The 22659-nt window shown below is 46.5% G+C and carries 20 protein-coding genes; 10 read left to right on the top strand and 10 right to left on the bottom strand.

The annotated features are described in order from the left end of the window. Positions 1-47 precede the first annotated feature (47 nt). From B9Y59_RS10815 to sigK, 8 genes are all read right to left on the bottom strand, one after another. Positions 48-620 carry a TerD family protein gene (locus tag B9Y59_RS10815; RefSeq protein ID WP_054324727.1) on the bottom strand — a complete coding sequence of 191 codons (573 nt, stop codon included), beginning with the start codon at positions 618-620 and terminating at the stop codon, positions 48-50. Positions 621-651: 31 nt separating this feature from the next. After that, positions 652-1260, bottom strand: a complete 609-nt coding sequence (locus B9Y59_RS10810) for a TerD family protein (protein WP_054324728.1) — start codon at positions 1258-1260, stop codon at positions 652-654. Between the two features lie 45 nt (positions 1261-1305). Then, on the bottom strand, positions 1306-1884 hold the full coding sequence (locus B9Y59_RS10805; RefSeq protein ID WP_054324729.1) for a TerD family protein: 579 nt from the start codon (positions 1882-1884) through the stop codon (positions 1306-1308). A gap of 69 nt (positions 1885-1953) precedes the next feature. Beyond that, a complete protein-coding gene (locus tag B9Y59_RS10800) occupies positions 1954-3090 on the bottom strand; it encodes a toxic anion resistance protein (protein ID WP_085533415.1) in 1137 nt (378 codons plus the stop codon). Positions 3091-3135: 45 nt separating this feature from the next. Beyond that, positions 3136-5466, bottom strand: a complete 2331-nt coding sequence (locus B9Y59_RS10795) for a YceG family protein (protein WP_085533413.1) — start codon at positions 5464-5466, stop codon at positions 3136-3138. 68 nt (positions 5467-5534) lie between these two features. Further along, a complete protein-coding gene (locus B9Y59_RS10790) occupies positions 5535-6377 on the bottom strand; it encodes an AIM24 family protein (protein WP_085533411.1) in 843 nt (280 codons plus the stop codon). 38 nt (positions 6378-6415) lie between these two features. Beyond that, positions 6416-7558: a TerD family protein gene (locus tag B9Y59_RS10785; RefSeq protein WP_085533409.1), complete on the bottom strand. Its 1143-nt coding sequence runs from the start codon at positions 7556-7558 to the stop codon at positions 6416-6418. A 351-nt stretch (positions 7559-7909) separates the two neighbouring features. Next, entirely contained in the window at positions 7910-8605 is a 696-nt protein-coding gene (gene sigK / locus B9Y59_RS10780; RefSeq protein WP_054324747.1) for an RNA polymerase sporulation sigma factor SigK, read from the bottom strand. 558 nt (positions 8606-9163) lie between these two features. Between sigK and B9Y59_RS10775 the strand changes: the two genes are divergently transcribed. After that, entirely contained in the window at positions 9164-9991 is an 828-nt protein-coding gene (locus B9Y59_RS10775; protein ID WP_085533407.1) for a Cof-type HAD-IIB family hydrolase, read from the top strand. 333 nt (positions 9992-10324) lie between these two features. Here B9Y59_RS10775 and B9Y59_RS10770 read toward each other — a convergent pair whose 3' ends face one another. Further along, on the bottom strand, positions 10325-11917 hold the full coding sequence (locus B9Y59_RS10770) for an ABC-F family ATP-binding cassette domain-containing protein (protein ID WP_085533405.1): 1593 nt from the start codon (positions 11915-11917) through the stop codon (positions 10325-10327). A gap of 235 nt (positions 11918-12152) precedes the next feature. On the opposite strand from B9Y59_RS10770, the gene B9Y59_RS10765 reads away from it, so the two are divergent. From B9Y59_RS10765 to asnB, 9 genes are all read left to right on the top strand, one after another. Next, positions 12153-12524, top strand: coding sequence for a metal-dependent transcriptional regulator (locus tag B9Y59_RS10765; RefSeq protein WP_054324737.1), 372 nt, complete (start codon positions 12153-12155; stop codon positions 12522-12524). A 37-nt stretch (positions 12525-12561) separates the two neighbouring features. Continuing rightward, complete coding sequence (locus tag B9Y59_RS10760) at positions 12562-13467, top strand: CFI-box-CTERM domain-containing protein (RefSeq protein ID WP_085533403.1); 906 nt, start codon at positions 12562-12564, stop codon at positions 13465-13467. Between the two features lie 18 nt (positions 13468-13485). After that, complete coding sequence (locus B9Y59_RS10755) at positions 13486-14079, top strand: HD domain-containing protein (RefSeq protein ID WP_085533401.1); 594 nt, start codon at positions 13486-13488, stop codon at positions 14077-14079. 884 nt (positions 14080-14963) lie between these two features. After that, a complete protein-coding gene (locus tag B9Y59_RS15830; protein ID WP_158089008.1) occupies positions 14964-15140 on the top strand; it encodes a hypothetical protein in 177 nt (58 codons plus the stop codon). 449 nt (positions 15141-15589) lie between these two features. After that, complete coding sequence (locus B9Y59_RS10745) at positions 15590-17110, top strand: sodium:solute symporter family protein (protein WP_054324743.1); 1521 nt, start codon at positions 15590-15592, stop codon at positions 17108-17110. 218 nt (positions 17111-17328) lie between these two features. After that, on the top strand, positions 17329-18087 hold the full coding sequence (gpmA, locus tag B9Y59_RS10740) for a 2,3-diphosphoglycerate-dependent phosphoglycerate mutase (protein ID WP_085533397.1): 759 nt from the start codon (positions 17329-17331) through the stop codon (positions 18085-18087). A 286-nt stretch (positions 18088-18373) separates the two neighbouring features. After that, positions 18374-19600: a carboxylate--amine ligase gene (locus B9Y59_RS10735; protein ID WP_085533395.1), complete on the top strand. Its 1227-nt coding sequence runs from the start codon at positions 18374-18376 to the stop codon at positions 19598-19600. Beyond that, on the top strand, positions 19597-20319 hold the full coding sequence (locus tag B9Y59_RS10730; protein WP_054324745.1) for a cysteate racemase: 723 nt from the start codon (positions 19597-19599) through the stop codon (positions 20317-20319). Before B9Y59_RS10735 ends, B9Y59_RS10730 begins: the two co-directional genes overlap by 4 nt. Before the next feature lie 42 nt (positions 20320-20361). Then, positions 20362-22221, top strand: coding sequence for an asparagine synthase (glutamine-hydrolyzing) (gene asnB, locus B9Y59_RS10725; RefSeq protein WP_085533393.1), 1860 nt, complete (start codon positions 20362-20364; stop codon positions 22219-22221). 254 nt (positions 22222-22475) lie between these two features. Here the strand turns inward: asnB and B9Y59_RS10720 are convergent. Then, positions 22476-22659: IS3 family transposase (locus B9Y59_RS10720; RefSeq protein WP_143255382.1), on the bottom strand; the 184-nt coding region annotated here is incomplete at its 5' end.

Here is a 22659-nt window from a genome sequence, read left to right as displayed (position 1 = left end):
TGTGCGGTAGCTCTTTGCAACCGCACAGGGGTGTAAATCATTTCTATTTAGACGCTGAGGCCATACTGACGGCACAGGGCCTCCAGGCCGCCGTTAAAGCCAGAACCCACGGCAGAGAACTTCCATTCGCCGTTGTGGCGGTAAATCTCGGCAAATACGATGGCTGTCTCCGTGGAATAGTCCTCCCCGAGGTCGTAACGAAGGAGCTCCACGCCGGTCTGTTTGTCCACCAGGCGGACAAACGCATTTGCCACCTGTCCAAAGTTTTGACCGCGAGCCTGTGCATCGTAGATGGTCACTGTCACGACAATCTTTTCAACATAGCTGGGAACCTGGTCAAATTCGATGGTAATGGCTTCATCATCACCCTCGCCCTCGCCGGTGCGGTTGTCTCCGGAATGGGTCACGCCGCCGGCAGACAGGTTGTTGTAGAAGATAAAATCCGAATCATGGGCGCATTTTCCTGTTCCATCCAATAGGAAGATCGAAGCGTCCAGATCGTAGTCTGCACCGCTGTCGTATTGCTTAATGTCCCATCCCAGGCCAACAAGGGCTACTTTTAGATTTGGCGCTTCCTTACTCAGATTGATTTTTTGACCTTTGGTCAGATTAATGGGCATACGTATTCCTTCCTTTCCTAAAACGATTTTATCAGCAGTAGCGGTTTACCAAGTCGGCAATTCCGGGATCATAGCCGGGCTGGCCGATGGCATTGAACTTCCAACTATCGCCGCGCCGGTAAATTTCACCGACGACCATAGAAGTTTTTCCCGAGTAGTCCTCGGTCAGGTTGTAGTATGCGATGGTTTCATTGGAACCTTTGTCCACAATGCGGATATAGGCGTTTTCGACCATCCCAAAGTGCTGCTTCCGCTGAACGCAATTATAAATATTTACAACAAAGACAATACGATCCACAATCTGCGGAACACGGGTCAAATCCACCAATATTTGCTCCGAATCTTCCATACCGCCCATCGTTCCACCGACCAGGTTATCGCCGCAGTGATGGACACAACCAGTCGGATGGTCTTTATGATTGAAGAAGATAATCTCTTCTTTGGATGGAATTTTTCCATTCGCGTTCAGCATGATGACGGAAGCATCGATGTCCACGTCCTCTTTCTGTTTAAACAAACCTAGAAGGCCGCCCTTCTGCTGAACTTCTTTCCAGCCCAGGCCGACCATGAGGTTGGTGAGCTGAGAACCGTCCTTTTTATGGAGATCAATTTTTTGTCCTTTTTGAAGGGAAATCGCCATAGGATTTACACCTGCTTTCTTAAAATATATTTGAAAGAAAATGGGTTACACATTCAGCCCAAAATTGCGGCACAATGCAGCAAGGCCTCCCTGGAATCCAGACCCTACAGCAGCAAATTTCCACTCGCCATTGTGACGATAGAGTTCTGCAACTACGATAGCCGTTTCAATGGAATAATCCTCGCCTAAATCGTAGCGCAACAATTCTTCGTTCTTTGCGGTATCGACGATGCGGATGTATGCATTGGATACCTGGCCGAAATTCTGCCCTCTTGCATCCGCCTCATGAATGGTAACGGTAAACGAGATCTTCTGCACATTGGCGGGCACCTTGCTTAACGTCACTTTGACGGACTCATCGTCACCCTCACCTTCGCCGGTGCGGTTATCACCGGAGTAGATGACACTGCCCGCTCCATCCTGTGGATTGTTGTAGAAAACAAAATTGGTTTCGTTTTCTACCTTTCCGTTATCTCCGGTCATAAAAACGGAAACATCCAGATCAAATTCATGACCGCCGTCGTACTTGTTCGTGTCCCAGCCGAGGCCGACCAGAATCGAGTCGAGACCTGCATTTCCTTTGGTCAGATCTACTTTTTGTCCTTTAGAAAGATTGATAGGCATACAACAACACTCCTTTTTATGAAATATCATACATCCTCAATGGATTTCCATTTCACTGGATGGAAACGATTACATGTGAACTCTCGCCTGGAAGTCCTGCTTCAGAGCATCCAACTTGGCTGCATCTGCGGTACGCTTGGCGCTGGCGTCCTCTTGTATACGGCGCGTTTCCTCAATACCGCTTACGATGGTCTGCCAGGTCTTTTCCAGAGTTTCCACTTTGATGGAACTGGAAGAGGCCAACTGGGCCGTCAATTTTGCCTGATCGGCAGTGTTCCGAGCGTTCTTTAGCAACATTTCGTTGGTTCGGTCATCCAATGCTTGCATGGCCTGCGCCTGAATTTTTTGACGCTTGAGAAGCACCGCCTGCGTCAGAGCCTGTTTAAAGACGGGCAGGGTGATGATGAAAGCAGAGTTGATCTTGCGGATCAGATTCAGATTACTGAACTGCATGGATTGAATCATGGGAATGGACTGCATCGCCACATTTTCTGCAATACGGAGATCTTGGACGCGCTGTTCAAGGATGGTACGCGCTTGTTGCATGGCATTGTAGTCCAACTGCAACATGGCGTCGTCGGGACGAGCGCCGAGATCTGCCTGCATTTGTGTCAAATAAGCATCCATCTCTTGGAGTCCCTGCTCGCCCGCAAGAATATATTTGACCAAATCCTGATAGAATCCCACATTGGCGTCAAAGATCGTTTGCAGCTTTTTGTTGGATTCTCCGATCTCTACTTCGTATTTCTTGAGCTGGATATAGATTTTATCCACCTCTTCACCCATGGTGTGGTATTTAGCCAAAATTTGCTCCAATTGTTTCTGCATATTTCCAAATAATTTTGAAAAGAAGCCCTTCTTTTCATCTGCGGCAATTTCCTCAATATCGAATTTGTCCATGATGTTGCCCAAAGCATTGAGCATCTCACCGGAATCGTTGATTTGGCTCATATTGATACTATTGAGGATGGTATCAGAACATTTGGCAATCTCGTTTGCGACTTCGCCACCAAAGGAAACAATCGTCTGAGGATCGTTGACGACAATCTGACTGACAAGATCGTCAACCTCCTTGGACCCCACCAGAGTTTGGTTCATCTCCTTCCTCTGTAGGGCAACATCGTAGGGCTTGGGCTCTTCTACCACAGGAGCCGATACCGGCGCTTGCTGGGTATCCTCGTTCCTGGGGGTATACTGTAGGGCCATTTGAATTCCTCCTTACTACAAAACAAGTCTGGCAGAATCAACCATTCAATGATACGTGCCTCCAAACAGACGGCCAAACCACCCACTCGAGCTGTTGGTCCGTTTGATACGTAGATCGGGAATGGAGAGGTCAAACACGAACTCACCGACAACCAGCGTGTCAAAGCTATCTGGACGCAAATATTTTTCTAAATTTCGATATCCCGTAGGGGTAAAAATGGCGATGTCAAATCCGACCAGGTTGAGAAACGCCAAAAGAATGCATTCCTCCAAAGTAAACATGTTCTCGGTTACATCCACCACCAGAAATTTCGGGATACTTTTGGTAAAATCAAAGTTTTGTAAAAGCCGTAACAACTCTTTGTCCAGGTTCATAAGGACCGACAGCATGGAGGCCGCCAAATCAGGGCCGCCGTTGACGATGAGATCATAGTCGATAAGCGCTTGTATCTTTTCCAGAATATAATCTTGTGTATCGTCCGGCAGATAGTCATAACGATAGAACCGGGAACTTTTTAAAGCTTTGGGGTCCAAGCGCCCATCGTGCAAGAACGATTGGGCCTGTGGAGCGCTCAGAGAAGGACCGTTTACCTGAAGAAACGGGACGGATGTGACGACATAAGTATCTTCGGTCACCATTTCCCGGATCCGGTCCCAATAGAGCTTTAAATCCCCTTTGTCTACACCGCTGACTTTGGAAAAGAGATTAGGCACATAAACAACCCCGTCTTCTGTGCGGAAGGAGGGACGGTATTGCGCCTCTTCCCGCCAAAGCTGCCCAACCTCATCATAGGTGGTTTTGAGAGTTACCGGTTGGGAACGGGCAAACTGACGGTCGCGGAACATCCCCGTATCGCTGTACAGGAGTTGATCCAGTTCCCTAGATGCATTATAAGCAGTCGTGCTTGCACGCATCCGTTCTTCCCGTTGTGGAAAAGGCTCCATTGGCAGGTCGTTTTTCCATACAATTGTCTTCCAATCATGGGGCACAAAGTGCTTTTCAAACGCATTTTGCCCGGAAAGAGCAGGACAAAAATAGAGAATATCCACACCGGTATGGGCCAGCGCCCACAAAAGAGAGATTTCTGCTTCTGTGGCTGGTCCATAGTAGAGCAATGCGGGCTGTTGGTCGGAACGGTACTGCGCAAATAGAAGCTCCATGTATCGCTTTAACCAACAGGCTAACCGTACTCCATGGTTTAAAAACCGTACTGCATCTTGTTCTGGACACTGTTCCATCACAAGTGAAAATGCCCGTTGTGCCAGAAGAGTGGGCACTTTTCCGCAGGTGAGAATCAATTTTTCCGCCAGAGCGCGTATCAATTGCGGACGGGGGGATGTTTTGTCCAATGTTCGGAAAAGAGCCGTTTCTGTATTGGTTGGGGCAGGAAACTTGTCCTGTATCAAAATCCAGTTTTTGGAAGACCCCTCCAAAGCCCGTTTTAGGTGATAGAGATGATTGCGGTATTCTGCACGTTCTTCCGCACCAAAGCAAACCGAAAAGACCGCACACAGTTTACCGGGCCTTCGCTGTGCACAGGAAAGCAAACAAGCGTCCCATAGGGAGACATCGCCGGTCCAGTCGTTCAGCAGAACGACTTCTTCCATGCCCTGCCAAGGGGGCGGAGGCAAAGGAGACGCCTGTTGGGCGGAAGGGGCAGAACGCCTTTCGGAAACGGGTGGGGAGGACGGGATAGGAACTCCAGGTTTAGGAACGCTGTCCGCTTGCGAAAGAGGCGTTGGGGGAGGGGTACGGACCTCGCCATAGATGGGATGGCCATAGGTTCCGCCCCTTGCTGCTTTGTTGTAACTGTCCTCCGAACAAAAATCGACATACACTACGTCGCAGCCCGCTCGGTACAAAAGTTGTAAAAACAACAGTTCATACCGGCTGATGGCCCCCTCATAGAGTACCTTTGGTGGGACATCCTGTCCGATTCCCTTGAGGATTCCGCCAAGAGGGCCGCGAAGCCAACACATATATTTTATATAGGCATTTCGCCGAATATTGTCATTTGCACCCTGGCCTTTTAATATATCTAAGATTTCCGCAATGGCGTTGTCGAGAATCGTCCGCTGCGTGGGACGGAGTTGTCCCAGCCATACGGTCAGATGCCGGGAAACAAGCGCGCGGGTCAATGTGAATGATTCCCCTACCTCGCGGAAAAAACGCTGAATTTCTGGTTCTGTGGGGTTCGATAGGCCGTTTTGTAAATAGATCCCCCCACGATTGGTCAATGCGTATATTTGTTTTAATTCGGTGAGAATGGTTTCCTGCCGGTCATAACCGATCACACGATAGAACCGGGTAACGGACGGTGTCCGGCGGCTCAACGGCAGGAGACAATCCTCTAAAAGAGAGGCATTGCCGGTCATAGCTCTGTGCTCCAATCGCTGAATTGATAAGGCTTTCTATAAGAGAAGCATAAGTCGCCCTTTGGATATTAGCGGCTATTGCTGGTATTCATATTCATTGCCTTGGTACTGGTATTACCCAAAGCACGGGCAGCATTGATTGTATTGTAGATTTTGATGGTAGGCGCCAGCCAGACGCTTCCTGTTCCTCGGTACACATTTACCAGGCCTTCTCCGCTGATGGCGGAACCGATAAGCGATTTTGCAGAACGTTCCACTGTAAATTGCAGCGAAGCAGAACGGAGAACAGCAAAGTTCCCATCGACCCGTAACGTGTCGTTTTGCAGCTCAATGATGTCGATTTCACAGGACGGGACAGGACATTCCAAGACCACCAAACCCGTACCGGAGAGGGAAATCTGGAAGAGGCCCTCCCCGCCTCCAAGGGCGGAGGAAATACTCCGCTGCATAACCGGTTTAACCGTTACGCTTCCCTGTGCACAGTAAAACATCCCTTTATCCACAATGATTTCTTCTTTGTCCAGTTGAAGAATCAAAAAATGATTGAAAGAAGGCTCCAGGACCAACATACCACTGCCGCGGTATTCCGGCTGTGCGGCTGCTTCTCCAGTGACTGCACCGGAGAACAGGCGTCCCAACGCATTGCCGGCGGTGACACCGGAAACCATTTCCAAGGGCCCCCTGAAATAACTCATAGCGCCTGGCTCTACGGTCACCATATCATTGGAGAGGTATACAGCTACTTGTCGGGCTCGAATGTTTTGTTTCTCCATGAAATAGAGATCCATCGCGGCGCTAGTTCCTGTGGAACCAAACAAATGCTGGTACTCCATAACCTCAATTTTGACGCCGCCATATTCCGCTGAATCAATAATTTTTATATTTTCACGTGTTCCTACCGCACTGTACATGCAAATATTTCACCTTCCTAATCCAAAAATAAATTGAATTACTTATGGCCGGCAACCCATCGAAATCCAAAATGATAATAATCGTCCACCTGGCGATGTCCAGAAAAGAAACGATCCTCCCGTTTGACTTCCAAATGACCACTTGATCCGGACAAACTGGCCAAAACGCAAAAACGCTCCTGACTGTTTGGGTTATCAATGCGAATTTCGATGTCCGGGGCTCCCTGTTGCTGCAAAAGCACAGCGGCGTCTGTCGAACGCCAATTGGGAACGCCATCGTAGATATAGGCGAATACAACTGCAAATTCGATCTGTTCTGGCCGCTTAAAATACATGTTTTCTCCGCCGACACTGTTGCCCGAACGATCATCTTGATCCAATAGGATGAACGGCTCAGAGGTCGCACTTCCAAAGGCGTTTCCAAGGGCTTGTATGACGCCCTTTTTGCCATTTTTCAGCCGGTACATACAGGCCAAATCCAAATCAATTGCACCACCGCGAAATAGGCCGCGCTTCCCGGCATTCCAATTCAGATTGACATGGATTTCTCCACTGTTTTTATGAAGATCAATTTTATGAGAATCTCCGCTCTTTTTAAGGCTGATTTTGCTCAGATTGACTTTAGGAACCACCGGCGGTGGAACAGGGACGGGCGCAGGATTTTGTGGCTGAGCAACTTCCCCTCCAAAATAGGCAAGAAGAGCATCTAAACCACCGTTAAAGCCACTGGAGACAACGGAATAACGCCAGATATGATCTTTTTTGTAAAGCTCGCAAAGAATTAATGCTCGTTCTTGGTTGAACTGGTCTCCGGAAAAAGAATAGTCGGCGGAGAGAGCGCCCCCTGTCAATGAGATGATTCCACTGGCAATATCGCGCATCAAACAACCGTCCGCGGCAACCGTGATAACTAGTTTCTGTATGGTGTCTGGAAGGTTGTCCAAGTCCATGGAAAAAGTTGTCCCATCGTTTCCGCTTTCCATAACAATTGCACCCTCTGGAGAGCGCAACTGGTTGTAAAAAATAAAATAACGGTCATCCGACAATTTCCCTTCTGCATCGACCCCGAAACAGGTGGTGTCTGCTTCCCCGTCACGCATCTGTACTGCTACGTGGACCGTTACCTTACCGGATGGGGAGAGCTCCGAAAGCTTTAACTTTTGTCCCTTTTGAAGATCCATTTTGACGAGCCCCTTTGCCACGGTCAATGGTGATTGACCGCAAAAATTCTTACAAAAATCCAACAAATTCAACAATGAATTTGCAAAAAATATACGATTTCTATTATACTATGTCGAGGGTAGGAATTCAACAAATTTGTTGTTAAAATTCACATTTAAGAAATTTGTAAAATAATGGAAAACTGTATGATTTGTAAATAAATGTTCTGCTGTTTATGACCTAGAATAGGTTTCAGAGGATTCAATCTAAAAAATCCCTGGCCCGTCTCCAACATTTGGAAAAGGTCAGGGATTTATAAGTATAGATGTTATTTTTGGGTACAACGGATGTGTCTGACGAAAATAGAAACTTTAACGATAGGGCTTATCGAACTGTCTCTTTAAAAGTTGCAAGGCTTTTTTTTCAATACGCGATACATAGGAGCGGGAAATCTTTAGACGTGCAGCGACTTCTCTCTGCGTGAGGGGGTGATCGTTATTGAGGCCGTAACGAAGTTCAATGATAACACGTTCCCGAGGGGTAAGGACCTGAGCAATGTAACGTTTGAGTTGTTCGGATTTGACCTTCCAGTCCAGATTCTCGACAATGTTGTCCTCTGTGGCCATTACATCCATAAGAGTCAATGCATTGCCGTCTTTGTCGGTGTCAATTGGTTCATTCATGGATACGTCCTGCGCGCTTTTTTTGGCAGCGCGAAAATACATGAGTACCTCATTTTCAATGCAACGCGCTGCGTAACTAGAAAGACGAATCCCTTTGGAGTGGTCAAAGGTGTTGACTGCTTTGATAAGTCCAATCGTACCGATGGATATTAAGTCGTCCTGGTCATTTGTATTCGAGTAGTATTTCTTTACGATATGGGCGACCAGACGTAGGTTATGTTCGATCAGTTCATTACGCGCGCTGGAATCTCCGTTTTTGAGGCGTTCCAAGCAATTGCGCTCTTCCTCCGCAGTTAACGGCCTTGGGAAAGAGCCAGCGCCGGTGACATGTAGGATGAAAAAAATCAGGCCGGAAAGTGCGCAGGAAAGCAGAGCTGTCAGCATAGAATCGCCCCAATCCAAATTAAATTCGGACGGTCGCATGCCGTCCGTGTCTCCTAACTATCTTATGGGAAAGGTGCTTGTTTGTTGCAAGTCCCCCTGTATATGCAAAGGAGAAAAGGCTACGATAGCAATGCTTTGAACAGGAAAGAAGAACCATCTTGTAAGACTGCACAGTTTTTGTATAGGCATAGGAACAAAGTCTGGTGGGTACATTTTCAGAATATTTATCCCCTGCAATTAATCCAGGATAAATTTTCTTTATACTATATATTGGTGCTGAGAGGGTACAGCTGGTTTGGAGAACAGACCATTGTTACCCAATAGATCCTTGTTTGGTATTCCGGCTCACTAGGCCTCCTCCATAGCAAAGCTGGAAAGGGAAGCAGAGAAATAAGTGAATGAATAAAGCCTACAGAATAGGCTCTTTTCATACCCGACAGGATAAGGCAGAAAATCAAATGGTTGCAATGCTATTTCCGCTGTAACAGAGATACCACAATATGCGGAGCATGACGCTTTTTTGGATTTATAAACTTCATCTTTAAGGAGGATCAGCGTATGGGAATCCGACTGATTGCGCTGGATATGGACGGAACAGTTTTGTTGGACGACCACCTCACTGTCACGCCAGCCGTTCAACTTGCCATGCAGAAAGCTGTGAAACGGGGCGTGTTGGTTGTGCCGGCGACAGGACGGGTGGCGGCTATGTTGCCAAGGGTTTTCTTGGAGATGGAAGGAATTCGTTATGTCATCAATTCCAATGGGGCTTCCGTGTGGGATCGTGTAGAAAATCGGGTGATCTACACCAACCCAATGCCGGCAGAAGTGGTGCAGCGGATACTGAAAATTTTAGAACCTTATGGCCTTCTGACACAGATTTATTGTGGAGGAAAGATCTATGCGGAAAAACGTTCTTTAAAGAGAGTGAACGATCTGCCCTTTACAGCGGCGTTTATTGAAAATATTCGAAAGACACAGATTGAGCTGGAAAGCTTTCAAGCGTTATTACAGGGACATCCGGAAGGGGTAGAAAAACTAAATCTGGCCCATGTAGAACCCGAGCTTCGTAAAAAGTTATGGAGGCAGTTTGAGGAGATACCCGAGATCTCTGTGGTATCCTCGGCAGGGAGCAATATTGAACTGAATTGTGCGGGTGCAAGTAAGGGGGATGCCCTGTGCCATCTATGTGAAAGTCTGGGGATTGTTCCAGGTGAAGTGATGGCAATAGGGGACAGTGGAAACGATGTGGAAATGCTGCAATATGCAGATTACTCGGTTGCTATGGATAACGGTACAGCGGAAGCGAAGGCGGCTGCGAAGTATTGCACCGCCTCCAATGCGGAGGATGGGGTGGCCCGTGCGATCGAACGATTCGTCCAACTGTAACGTCAAAGCCGTAGCCCCCAGTCCAATCGAGGCTTGTGGAAGCCCGTGAGGCCATCACGCCGGTAAGATTCTTAAAAGGCGCGAATCTTCCACTTGTATCGATTGTTCATAGGACCTGTAAATGGGCGTTACACGTACGAACAGAAGCCTGTTATGAATGCTCGGACTTTCTTGCAAGCGGAATCGTTTGATTCTCTCCGGTAGAGTTGTAGGATCTCATTTTGCCAAAGAAGACATACAAAAAGTGCCTACATTCCTTGAGCAAAAGGAATGTAGGCACTTTTTAATTAGGCATATATGGAAACAATCGTACCTTGAAAAACTTGTCCGCTTTTACATACGATTCATAGATTCCAGGTATTCATCGTATGTGCCGAGACGGTCAATGATTCCATCCTCTGTGATCTCAATGATTCGGTTGGCAACCGTCTGGATAAATTGATGGTCGTGCGAAGCAAAAAGCACAATGCCTTTGAATGCGATCAAACCATTGTTTACGGCCGTAATGGACTCCAGATCCAAGTGATTGGTGGGCTGATCGACGACCAGGACATTGGAACCGAACATCATCATACGGGACAGCATGCAGCGAACTTTTTCCCCACCGGAGAGAACGTTTACCGGCTTTTGTACATCATCGCCGGAGAAAAGCATCTTGCCGAGAAAGCTGCGCAGATAGGTTTCAGTGGTATCCTGTGCATATTGTTCCAACCATTTGATGATGCTCATATCGCACCCGTTGAAATAGGCGGAATTGTCCTGCGGAAAGTAGGATTGGGTGGTAGAAACTCCCCATTTGAAACGCCCTTCATCGGGCTCTAACTCTTCCATCAGAATCTTGAATAGCGCAGTGGTAACCAGATCATTTTTGGCAAGGAAAGCAATTTTATCCCCTTTGTTGACACGGAAGCTGATGTTATTGAGGACTTTTACGCCGTCAACCGTTTTTGAAAGATTTTCAACTTCTAAAATTTCTTTTCCAGGTTCCCGATCCATTGTAAAACCGACAAACGGATACCGGCGGCTAGAAGCAGGCATCTCTTCCACCGTGATTTTTTCCAGAAGTTTTTTACGGGATGTCGCCTGTTTCGATTTGCTTTTGTTGGCAGAGAAACGTTGAATAAAAGCTTGTAATTCCTTGATCTTTTCTTCTGCCTTCTTATTTTGGTCGCGCATAACGCGTTGCATCAATTGGCTTGACTCATACCAGAAATCGTAATTTCCCACATAGAGCTTGATCTTATTGTAATCAATGTCTACAATATGGGTACAGACGTTGTTCAGAAAATGGCGGTCATGCGATACGACAATTACAGTTCCCTCATAATCGGCGAGGAAGTCTTCCAGCCAAGAGATCGACCGCACATCCAGGTCGTTCGTCGGTTCGTCCAAAAGGATGATGTCCGGCTGGCCAAACAGCGATTGCGCAAGAAGCACTTTTACTTTCTCATTGCCGGGAAGCGTGTCCATCTGCGAGTATAGCAGCATGTTGTCCAAGCCCAGCCCTTGCAGCAGTTTCCCAGCCTCTGTTTCCGCTTCCCAACCGTTGAGTTCGGCAAATTCTGCCTCTAATTCCGCAGCAAGATCGCCATCTGCGTCGGAAAAATCTTCTTTCGCGTACAGCGCATCTTTTTGCTTAAGGACCTCATACAGGCGGGGGTTCCCCATGAGGATCGTCTCAAAGACCGTGTATGCGTCATAGGCGTGGTGATCCTGTTTCAGAACGGACATGCGCAGCTTTGGATCGATGACGACCTCTCCCTTTGTGGGTTCCAGCTCGCCGGAGAGGATTTTTAAAAAAGTAGACTTTCCCGCGCCATTTGCCCCTATCACGCCATAGCAGTTGCCGGCCGTGAACAATAGGTTGACGTGGGAAAAGAGGTTCTGGCCGCTGAAACTTAGGCCCAGATCAGAAACGGTAATCATTTGGCTTCGCTCCTTATTTGAATTACTTTATAACTAATGGTATTTATTATCGCTATTTATACTGGTTGAAAAGGAATCAATGTTTTTACTGAAACAGACACTTTCTATTTTATCATAAAAGCGGATTTGATACATATGGTGAAAACCATAAAGGAATCCAGATTTCCTTGTCATTTTTAAGGAAAACTGCTATAATTAAAAGAATACAAATCCACATTAGCACAGGAGGAGTTCTATGAAGATTCAAGAATCCGGAGAAAATTATTTGGAGACGATTCTGATATTAAAAAATCGAAATGGTTATGTGCGCTCTGTGGATGTTGCCAATGAGCTCTCCTTTACCAAAGCGAGCGTCAGCCGTGCCATGAGTATTCTTCGCAAGGCGGGGCTGATTGTCATGGAAAAGAATGGGAACATTGTCCTGACGGAGAGCGGTTTTGCGAAAGCCAGCGCCGTCTATGAGCGCCACACTGTCCTGACAGAGTTTTTTCGCAAGGCCCTAGACGTCAATCCGGAAACTGCGGCACAGGATGCCTGCCGGATTGAACACATCATCAGCCAGGAGAGCTTTGAAAAAATTAAAGAATATGTAAAAAGCCACGAATAATCTAAGGGTGGTTTTGTTCATAAAGAGGTGTTAGCAAATGCAATTTATTTCAGCCCAATGCCCTCACTGCGGAAAAGAACTTCAGTTGCCAGATGATGCGCAACAAGTGGTCTGTATGTATTGCGCCAAGCCTATTGATGTTCAAGCGGTGTTGTGCTCCCAGGGGGATTCAGAATCGTATCCGTCGTTGTTGCGCACAGCGAAGGAGCAATTAAAAAACGACTTGGTCGCTTATCGGGCAAATATCCAGGCGGTGAATAATCATGGGTATCCGGAGGCGTTTCGGTCCTATGCAGAGAGGTGGGCGCCGGTATTGCAGGCTTATTGTGCTGCAGCGGAGGCTGGCTCAATAGAACGTGCGGCGGAAGAATACAGCGTTTTTTTGATGGGGCGCTTTTTGGAACTGTTTCAGCAGATGGAACTGAAGGAGAGCGACACGCGTTTTTTTGATTATCGCTATACGGTTGTCGCGTTTCTGATCCCCGCAATCCTAAAGCAAGAGCATGAGGCAGCGGAGGCATTGGCAGACCATTTTCTTGAAAAGTGGAATAAACAGTACCCTAAAAAGCCGCTGGGAAAAGCACGCTATGAAGAGATCAGCAGAGGTTTCCGTCAAAGGTTGTGTTTTATTACTACGGCGGTGTGTGAGTTTCAGGGAAAAAGCGATGATTGTTATGAGTTGACAGCCTTCCGCCGTTTCCGGGACGACTGGCTAACACAGACGCCGGGAGGTAGACGGAAAATTCAAGAGTACTATCTTTTTGCACCGATTTTGGTGCAAAAAATTGACCACAGCGTGGACCGCGCATCCATCTATCAGGGAATTTGGCAAAACTATTTGCAGCCGTGTCTGGTGGAGCTTGAAGCTGGCAACCCAGAGAATTGTGCCCGAACATATGAGGACATGGTGTCAAGGTTGGAACAGGAGTTCCTTCCAGCGTAGGGAAAGCGAGGAAAACAGATGGACAACACCCGACTGGAACAGCAGCTGCGCTTTCTAATCGAGGTAGACAAGATGAAAAGCGTCTATCGCAGAACCATTTTGATCGATAAAACGCGGCGTGAATCGGATGCAGAGCATTCTTGGCATTTTGCTTTGATGGCAATGCTTTTAGCGGAATATACCGATCCGGAAAAGGTTAATTACGAACGTGTAATTCGAATGGCTTTGGTGCATGATTTGATCGAGATTTATGCGGGCGATACCTTTGCATATGATATACAGGGAAATCAGGACAAGCAGCAGCGAGAAGCCGAGGCTGCAGACCGGCTTTTTGCAACGTTACCGGAAGATCAAGGAACGGAACTCCGCGCATTGTGGGAAGAATTTGATGCGATGGAGACGGCGGATGCGCAGTATGCAGCGGCGATCGACCGTTTACAGCCATTTTTAAACAATTATTTGACTCAGGGGCATACTTGGGGACTCGGCGGTGTGAAGAGCGCACAAGTTTATGAGCGGATGGCTCCCATCCGTGTGGCGCTTCCGGAAGTTTGGACGGTTGTGGACAAGATGATTCAGGAGAGCATTGAAAAAGGCTACTTGGAAGAATAACAGCAAAGAAAAAAGCGGCGCTATCTGGGCATTCGGATAGCGCCGCTTTTTAATTACTGCTTTTAGGGTCGAACGAAACAAAATAGGAAACCACCTACATAGCGGGGAGTAGAAGAGTTACACGAAAAATCATCGAACCAAGTGCAAGGAAGAGATGTAGGACTATATAAGAAAGAAGATTTTAATGACAAAACAAGCGTATCGTTTTTCAAAAATTTTGATATTAAAAATAACGGTCTAAAAAATACAAGCATGGAGAATGATTGATCCACGAAAAAGGAACAATTTTTCCACGAATGAACTACGATGGAATGGACCTTGCTATGACATAAAAAAGAGTAAGTGAGATTGCACATGAATCTTGTATATCTCTTATCTCATGGGGTATAGCCTATTTGCTTTAGGTTCATTTTTCGAAGGGAAGTTGCCCAATGCATATTGCAGATTTGAAGCGCTGGGAGATGAAAAGAAATATGGTTTTCCAGAGCGGCTTTATGAAGGCCTGCAAAGAAAGGTCTCGAGAGGCGATGGCTCAAAACACATCTACACGCCTACATTCCTGATCGATCTGAATAGCAACAAGTTCTCACCCTATAAAATGGGGCCTTTAGAGCCTTCTGGGTTTATTGGGGACATGTGCTCCATTGCATAGTCAATACATTGATAGATAAAAGCGCTGCGGCTCAGGTTGAATTCCGCAGATAGACGATCGATTTGCTCGATTTTGTCGGAACTCATCCGAATCGTAATGGGCTCTTTTTTATATGGCTTTGGAATGAATTTAGACATTTCACCTCACCTCTCAAAAAATTGTATTCTATGATCCTATAGTAAATAGAATTGAAAAACGACTATATAAACGAATACAAATCTGGAGGAAGATTATGAAAAGCTGTTGTTTTACCGGCCATAGAGACTTCACCAAGGAAACTGCAATTGCTCTTGCAGAATCATTCATCCCAAAAATGGAAGTGCTTGTTACAGAGGGGTTCGTTCCTTTTTATGCAGGAGGAGCGTGGGGGGGATTTTTTGGCGGAACAAGCAGTCTGAAAAGTACGTGAATATAATCCATGGATTCGATTGATTTTGGTCTTACCATATAAAGGGCATGACCAAATGTGGAGGCAGAAATCCGATCCGATTATCAACGCCTGATTGAAAAGAATGCCGACGATATTCTCTATATTTCGGATCACTCCTTTCGCGGTTGTATGCAAAAGGGGAATCGCTATATGGTTGGCCACAGCGATGTTTGCCTTTCCTAACTGATTTGCCCAAAAGGTGGAACAAAATATACAGTGATGTATTGCCGGAAAAAGGCATTCCCGTTATGAATCGGACACAATTGATTCTTTAGAGTTTCTTCTTTCGCCACGTTTCCCAAGTTTCCCTTTGTATTTTGTGCAAAAAAGCAATTGCCTTTCGTCTGCCTTTTTGGTAGAATAGCGATAATTTATCAAGTCAAAGCATCGAAGGTTTAAATCGAAGAAGCGATCGAGGGGGAAATGGTATGAACAAAGAGACGACGATTTGGATTGTCATCGCGATCTATGCCATCTTTATGTTGGCAGTCGGTGTGATTCATTCCAAAAATAGCAGCGGTGGAATGGCCAGTTTCACCGTCGGAGGGCGTAATGCGGGCGCTTGGATCTCTGCACTGTCCTATGGAACTGCATATTTTTCCGCAGTTATGTTCATCGGATATTCCGGTGGTTCCGGTTGGAATTATGGCCTGTATGCTACTTTAGTCGGTATTGGAAATGCAGTATTTGGGTCTCTGTTGGCTTGGAAGGTGTTGGCGGGGCGAACCAGGGAGGTTACCCGGCGCTTAAAGATTAAATCAATGCCTCAGCTTTTTGAAATGCGGTATCAGAGCAATGGCATGAAGATCTTTTCCTGTGTGGTGATCTTTATTTTCCTGTTGCCTTATTCGGCGTCTGTTTATAAAGGGTTGACCAGTGTGTGTTCCATCCTGCTCAACATCGACGAGAAGGTCTGCATGATTATGATTGCAGTTGCATCCGCGGTGGTATTGGTGTTGGGGGGCTATATGGCGACCTTAAAGGCCGATTTTGTACAGGGTATTGTGATGATGTTTGGCGTGACAGCGCTTTTGGCTATGGTTGTGATTTGCCCGCAGGTAGGAGGGTTGTCCGAGGGGTTCCAGCGGATGACCGATTATATGAACGAAAGCGGGATGACGCCCATGTCGTCGCAGACCGTTTTGTCCTTGGTGGCGACGATTCTCATGACCAGCTTTGGAACATGGGGATTACCGCAGATGGTGCACAAATACTATGGAATCCGCGATGACAAAGAAGTTCGGCGTGGTACAGTAATTTCCACTTTCTTTGCTCTGTTGGTGGCGGGTGGCGGCTATTTTATTGGCTCCTTTTCCCACCTGTTCTTTGGGGATACCATGCCGGAGGGAGGTAAGGATTATATCATCCCGAATATGCTGAATATGGCGGGGTTGCCGAATATCTTGATTGGAATTGTATTGGTCCTTTTGATTTCTGCATCGGTTTCGACGCTTTCCAGTATCACATTGACCGCTTGCTCCACTGTTTCAATGGATCTAATCAAAGGGAAATGGAAGCCCAAAATGAGCGATGCAAATGTAGCTATGCTGACGCGTGTGTTGTGTTTAATATTCGTGATTGGTTCCTACATAGTGGCGAATTATCCCACACCGATCTTAGAGATGATGTCCTATTCCTGGGGGATTATCTCCGGCGCATTCCTTGCCCCCTATGCGATTGCATTGTATTGGAAGGGAATCAACCGTGCGGGAGCTTGGGCCGGCATGTTGGGAGGTTTTCTCACCGCATTTGTACCAGTGGCTCTTTCCGGTTTTACAACGCCGGATGGACCGATCTATGCTTGTGCCGCCATGGTGATCTCTCCGATCCTCTGTGTTGTAGTCAGCAAGATAGCTACCCGAATGGGGTGGAAAAGCGGCGAGACAAACGACTTCTTCTACAGCGGTACAGCGGAGGAGTGGCGTGCAGCACACGGTTATGTAAAATAAACATTTACATGCGAATAAAAGCGAAAAAGAATCAGCCAAAAACCCGCGTTCCAAAGATTTGGGACGCGGGTTTTTGATGCATAGCGGCCTGAAATTTTGGATATATTGAGAAATAGAGAGAATGGCGGAAAAGGAATCCTTGAAATATGGATACAAATGGTATATAATAAACATAAACATAGTTAGCAATAACTAACTAAAGACAAGGAGTGACGGAATTGAGTCAAAATAGAAAATTAGTGCTGATTCGCCATGGCGAAAGTGAATGGAACAAATTGAATTTGTTCACCGGCTGGACGGATGTAGACCTTTCTGAGACTGGTCGCCAGGAGGCGGCACAGGCGGGAAAGACGCTCAAAGAGGCCGGATGTGATTTTGATATTTGTTATACTTCTTATTTAAAGCGTGCCATCCATACATTAAATTTGACTTTGGAACAGATGGACCGCGAATGGTTGCCGGTGGTAAAGAGCTGGAAGCTTAACGAACGCCACTATGGCGCGCTGCAAGGGCTTAATAAATCCGAAACGGCACAGAAATATGGCGAAGATCAGGTGAAGATTTGGCGCCGTTCCTTTGATATTCAACCCCCTGCATTGGAAGAGAGTGACGAGCGCAATCCACGTGGCCATGCACAGTACCGCGGCATTGATCCACAACTTTTGCCGCTAACGGAAAGCCTGAAGGACACAATCGCACGCGTGATTCCGTATTTTGAGCAGGAAATCCGTCCGCGTATTGAGGCGGGGGAACGTGTTGTGATCGCTGCACACGGCAATTCGCTGCGGGCATTGGTTAAGTATTTTGAGGATCTCTCCGAGGAAGAGATCGTAGGGGTAAATATCCCGACAGCCGTACCGCTTGTGTATGAGTTTGGACCAGATTTCCGCGTTGTTCATAAAGAGTATTTGGGCGATCCGGATGCGATTGCTGCTAAAATGCAGAGCGTGGCAAACCAGGGAAAGGCCAATAAATAAATCAATAAGAGCGTTTGCGCTTTATATTCCATTCCCCAGCTCCAGCCGTGTGCGTCATTCGTGCACGGCTGGAGCTATTTTAGGGTTCAATTGCAACCTGCACAGTTTTTGCCTGCATTCAAAAGGGATTCTTTTATTGTCATTCCTAGGCAAAAATAGTATAATATACAAATATTGGCGGGGCAGCGTATGGGAACGCAGCTTGGGGCCATAATGAAGAAAGAGAAAAACAGCCTGTGCATAGCATGGGCGTTTGCAGAATAACATCGAAGAAAAGAGGAATTTCATGGGCCAGTTGGATTTTCTGCCGGTATTGCTTGGCAGCGATGTGAATGTGTATGGAATGGCGCGTTCCTTTCATGAGGCGTACGGAATCAAAAGTGTAGCGGTAGGAAAAGGCCGCTTGAATGCCACCTCAAACAGTTCGATTGTGTCGGTGGAATGCGTAGAGCCCAATTTGGAAGACGATGCTGTGTTTTGCAAAACTCTGATTGACTTTGCAGGGCGCTACCCTAACAAAACGCTGCTGTTGGTACCCTGTGGCGACAATTATATAAAGCTTTTGGTTCGAAATCAGGAACAATTGCGTCCTTATTATCGCTTTGAATGTATTGATGAGCCTCTCCTGATGCGTCTCAGCATCAAGGAGAGTTTTTACCAGGTTTGTGAAGAACACGGATTTGCCTTCCCGAAAACCACGACTTGTTCTTATGAGACCTATAAAGGTGTAAAACTGCCGTTTGATTTTCCAGTGATCATCAAGCCGAGCAATTCGGTGGCATACTGGAATTGTCATTTTCCATATAAGAAAAAGGTCTTTGTAGCGAACAATCGGGAAGAATTTGACGCCATTTTGGATGCAATCTATGGTTCTTCTTATAAAGACCATTTGATTTTGCAGGAATATATTCCAGGGGACGACAGCAATATGCGTGTGATGAACTGTTACTGTGGCCGGGATAAAAAGGTAAAGCTGATTGCCCTGGGACATGCATTGTTGGAAGAGCACTCTCCCGAAGGAATCGGAAGCTATGCGGCCATCATTAGCACGCATGACGATGCTTTGTCCGAGCAAATGCGCGCATTTTTAGAGGGGATTGGCTATATTGGATTTGCCAATTTTGACATGAAATTTGATCCACGCGATGGACGCTACAAGCTTTTTGAGATGAACTTAAGGCAGGGGAGAAGCAGCTTTTATGTAACGGCCGCAGGATATAATATGGCCAAGTGGTTGGTGGAAGACGTTTTGGAACATAAAGAGCAGCCTTTGACCATTGCGACCAATGAAGTACTTTGGAGTATCATTCCAAAGGATGTTATTTTTAAATATGTGCGCGATGAAGCTCTCAAAGCAAAAGCGCGCGCACTAATTCAGGCGGGAAAATATTGCCAGTCGATGCAATATAAACCGGATCGCAATTTTAAGCATGAGCTAGCCTTTTTCCTCAATCAGATGAACTACCGGAAAAAATATAAAAAATGCTTTGGCAATAAGGGGCTGCACGAATGAAAACGCTGGGTGTCATCGGAGGGCTTGGGCCAATGGCCACTTCCTACTTTCTTCGTCGTATTGTAGAGTTGACGGATGCACAAACGGATCAGGAACATTTGGATGTCATTGTATTTAACCGGCCATCCATTCCAGATCGAACCGCCTATATTTTGGATTCTACAAACCCCTCTCCATTGCCGCCGATTGTAGACGCCGCCCGAAAGTTGGAACAGCTGGGGGCCAGTTGTATTGCCATCCCCTGCATTACCTCGCATGCGCTGTTCTCCGCGTTTTCTGCTGCGGTTCGGATTCCGTTTATCCATATCCTGCGGGAAACCGCCAGTTACTTGAAGGAAAATGGGGTACGCACAGCGGGAATCTTGGCGACCACTGGGACAATACGTGCCTCTTTGTTCCAGAGTGCATTGGCGGAGAAGGGAATTGGTTGTGTTTTGCCGGATGGTTTGAATCAGGAGCGGGTGATGAGTCTGATTTATGACGACTATAAAGCAGGCCGTCCACTGGAGTGGGAAAAATTCCAATCCGCAGCGGCTTCGGTGCGCAAACAGGGCGCGGAATGCATTGTTTTGGGCTGTACAGAGCTTTCGCTCATCAAGCGAGATAGGCCCGTGGGCCCCGGTGTATTGGATGCCCTGGACGTATTGGCACAGGCGAGCATCAAACGATGTGGAAAGCCTCTGCGCCCAGCTTGTAAACAGCTGATTACACAGTCATGAAAAATTTCGTTGGATCGATGGATAGAAAAGGAGGCTTTGTCCATGTGCGGCTTCGTAGGATTTTTTACAAATGGCTACGGCGGAGATCGCGATGCAGTGATTAAGGCGATGGCAGACCGCATTGCACATCGTGGCCCGGATCAGGACGATTATTATGTGGATGCGAACATGGCACTGGGATTCCGTAGGTTGAGTATCATTGACTTAGAGGGTGGTTCCCAGCCAATTCTAAATGAAGATGGGACTAAGGTCCTGGTATTTAACGGAGAGATCTACAATTTCCAGGAATTGCGAAAGGATTTGCTGGCAAAGGGACACGTCTTTAAGACGTCCACAGATTCGGAAGTATTGTTACACGGGTACGAGGAATACGGCTCGGAATTGCTGCAAAAACTGCGTGGGATGTATGCCTTTGTGATTTGGGATAACAAGGCCCAAAAGCTCTTTGGCGCACGGGACATCTTTGGGATCAAACCATTCTACTATTACCAAAAAGACGGTGATTTTCTGTTTGGCTCAGAGGTAAAAAGTTTTTTGGAGCATCCGTCGTTTTGCTTGGAGCTAAATGAGGAGCGGCTTCCCGAATATATGTGTTATTCGTATATTCCGGACGAAGAAACGATGTTTCGAAATGTTTATAAGCTCCTGGGCGGCCACTATTTTGAGTATCAGAATGGAACCCTGCGCATCCATAAATACTACGATATTCAATACCGAATCGATGAATCAAAATCCTTAGAAGACTGGGAATCCCGCATCACGGAGGAATTTACCAAAAGTGTAGAAGCCCACCAGATCAGCGACGTGGAGGTTGGATGTTTTCTATCCAGCGGTGTAGATTCCAGCTATGTAGTGCGCGAAGTTTCAAAGGTTGCTAAAGATGTAAAAACCTTTTCGGTTGGTTACGAGGAAGAAAAGTATAGCGAGCTGCCGTATGCACAGGATTTTTCCCGCGTGATCGGTGTGCAGAGCATCAGTAACAAGGTAAGCGCTGATGAATTCTTTGAAGCAAATCAGATCATCCAATACTATATGGATGAACCGCTTCCCAATCCCTCGGAGGTTCCTCTTTACTTTTTGGCACAGAATGCGCGGAAGTATGTGAAGGTCGTTCTTTCTGGAGAAGGAGCGGATGAACTTTTTGGCGGGTACCCAATGTATCTTGCTGGAATGCATTTTGAAAAATATCGCAAAATTCCAAAGGGATTGCGCCGTACGGTCGCCTCAGCAGCAAAGAAGCTCCCAAATTTTAAAGGAAAGAATTTCCTTGTGCGCGGCGGCTTGGAGCCGTATCAACGATTCATGCGGAGTAATTTTGTATTTACTTATGGCGATGTGAATCGTTATTTGAAAAAGGATTACCATCAGAAAGACCCGGTGGATTATGCGAAGCCGTATTTTGATAAGGTAAAGGACTTGGATGAACCGACACAATTGCAATATGTGGATATTCATACATGGATGTTGTTCGACATCCTGCAAAAGGCGGATCGCATGAGCATGGCGAATTCCTTAGAGTTGCGCGTACCGTTTCTCGACAAAAAAATGTTAGAGCTAGCTATGCAGATCCCTTCACGCTATCGCGTACATGGGGATGTGACCAAAGTAGCTCTGCGCGGGGCAGCGCTCAAGCAATTGCCGGAGCGTACGGCCAATAAGAAAAAGTTAGGTTTTCCGGTGCCTTTGAATGACTGGCTGCGGCAGGACAAATATTACAATATGGTCAGAGAAAAGTTTGAAGGGCCAGTTGCGGCGCAATTTTTTAACCAGCAAGCGATTATGAAGCTCTTGAACGACCATAAGGAAGGAAAAGCGGCCAACATGCAGCGAATCTGGTCGGTATATTCGTTTATCCTCTGGTATGAACAGTTTTTTCTGCAAGAAAAAAGAAAGTCCGCATGAAGTGTTTGAAAGCAAGTAATAATATTTTCAAAAATTCTGGAATCAAGGGGTCTTTCGAAAAATGGGGTTCGATAAGACTTTTTCTCTGAAAATTGTTGAGAAAGATTTAGGTTTTTACCCATTGGACAGAGATTATTCCGTATTTAATCCATACAGGTTATTATGGCCAATAAAAGAGCCACCGCCCTGCAAAATGTACTGCCCCCAATTATACGGACAGCACAAAAAAGCCCCTTGGTAGGAAAAATTAAGTTTTAAGCGGAGTGGCGCAGCGTGAGCGGCGCCACTCCAGCTTTTAACTGGATACGATCGTGGTTGTAGAAATAAATGTAGCTGTCAATGTCTTCTCTGGCCTCGGCCAATGTCGTTGGCTTGAGGCGGGAGATGTACTCTATTTTTAGAATGGAGAAGAAATTTTCTGCCATAGCATTGTCATAA

The sequence above is a fragment of the Anaeromassilibacillus sp. Marseille-P3371 genome, from assembly GCF_900169665.1.
GTDB lineage: Bacteria > Bacillota > Clostridia > Oscillospirales > Acutalibacteraceae > Anaeromassilibacillus.
Note: the sequence above shows the minus strand (reverse complement) of the source record. Positions and strands in the feature narration are given on the sequence as shown.

Bases quoted from the DNA above. Each gene is read 5' to 3' on its own strand.
- B9Y59_RS10815 (WP_054324727.1), bottom strand. From the start codon at position 620: ATGCCCATTAATCTGACCAAAGGTCAAAAAATCAATCTGAGTAAGGAA.
- B9Y59_RS10810 (WP_054324728.1), bottom strand. From the start codon at position 1,260: ATGGCGATTTCCCTTCAAAAAGGACAAAAAATTGATCTCCATAAAAAG.
- B9Y59_RS10805 (WP_054324729.1), bottom strand. From the start codon at position 1,884: ATGCCTATCAATCTTTCTAAAGGACAAAAAGTAGATCTGACCAAAGGA.
- B9Y59_RS10800 (WP_085533415.1), bottom strand. From the start codon at position 3,090: ATGGCCCTACAGTATACCCCCAGGAACGAGGATACCCAGCAAGCGCCG.
- B9Y59_RS10795 (WP_085533413.1), bottom strand. From the start codon at position 5,466: ATGACCGGCAATGCCTCTCTTTTAGAGGATTGTCTCCTGCCGTTGAGC.
- B9Y59_RS10790 (WP_085533411.1), bottom strand. From the start codon at position 6,377: ATGTACAGTGCGGTAGGAACACGTGAAAATATAAAAATTATTGATTCA.
- B9Y59_RS10785 (WP_085533409.1), bottom strand. From the start codon at position 7,558: ATGGATCTTCAAAAGGGACAAAAGTTAAAGCTTTCGGAGCTCTCCCCA.
- sigK (WP_054324747.1), bottom strand. From the start codon at position 8,605: ATGCTGACAGCTCTGCTTTCCTGCGCACTTTCCGGCCTGATTTTTTTC.
- B9Y59_RS10775 (WP_085533407.1), top strand. From the start codon at position 9,164: ATGGGAATCCGACTGATTGCGCTGGATATGGACGGAACAGTTTTGTTG.
- B9Y59_RS10770 (WP_085533405.1), bottom strand. From the start codon at position 11,917: ATGATTACCGTTTCTGATCTGGGCCTAAGTTTCAGCGGCCAGAACCTC.
- B9Y59_RS10765 (WP_054324737.1), top strand. From the start codon at position 12,153: ATGAAGATTCAAGAATCCGGAGAAAATTATTTGGAGACGATTCTGATA.
- B9Y59_RS10760 (WP_085533403.1), top strand. From the start codon at position 12,562: ATGCAATTTATTTCAGCCCAATGCCCTCACTGCGGAAAAGAACTTCAG.
- B9Y59_RS10755 (WP_085533401.1), top strand. From the start codon at position 13,486: ATGGACAACACCCGACTGGAACAGCAGCTGCGCTTTCTAATCGAGGTA.
- B9Y59_RS15830 (WP_158089008.1), top strand. From the start codon at position 14,964: ATGAAAAGCTGTTGTTTTACCGGCCATAGAGACTTCACCAAGGAAACT.
- B9Y59_RS10745 (WP_054324743.1), top strand. From the start codon at position 15,590: ATGAACAAAGAGACGACGATTTGGATTGTCATCGCGATCTATGCCATC.
- B9Y59_RS10735 (WP_085533395.1), top strand. From the start codon at position 18,374: ATGGGCCAGTTGGATTTTCTGCCGGTATTGCTTGGCAGCGATGTGAAT.
- B9Y59_RS10730 (WP_054324745.1), top strand. From the start codon at position 19,597: ATGAAAACGCTGGGTGTCATCGGAGGGCTTGGGCCAATGGCCACTTCC.
- asnB (WP_085533393.1), top strand. From the start codon at position 20,362: ATGTGCGGCTTCGTAGGATTTTTTACAAATGGCTACGGCGGAGATCGC.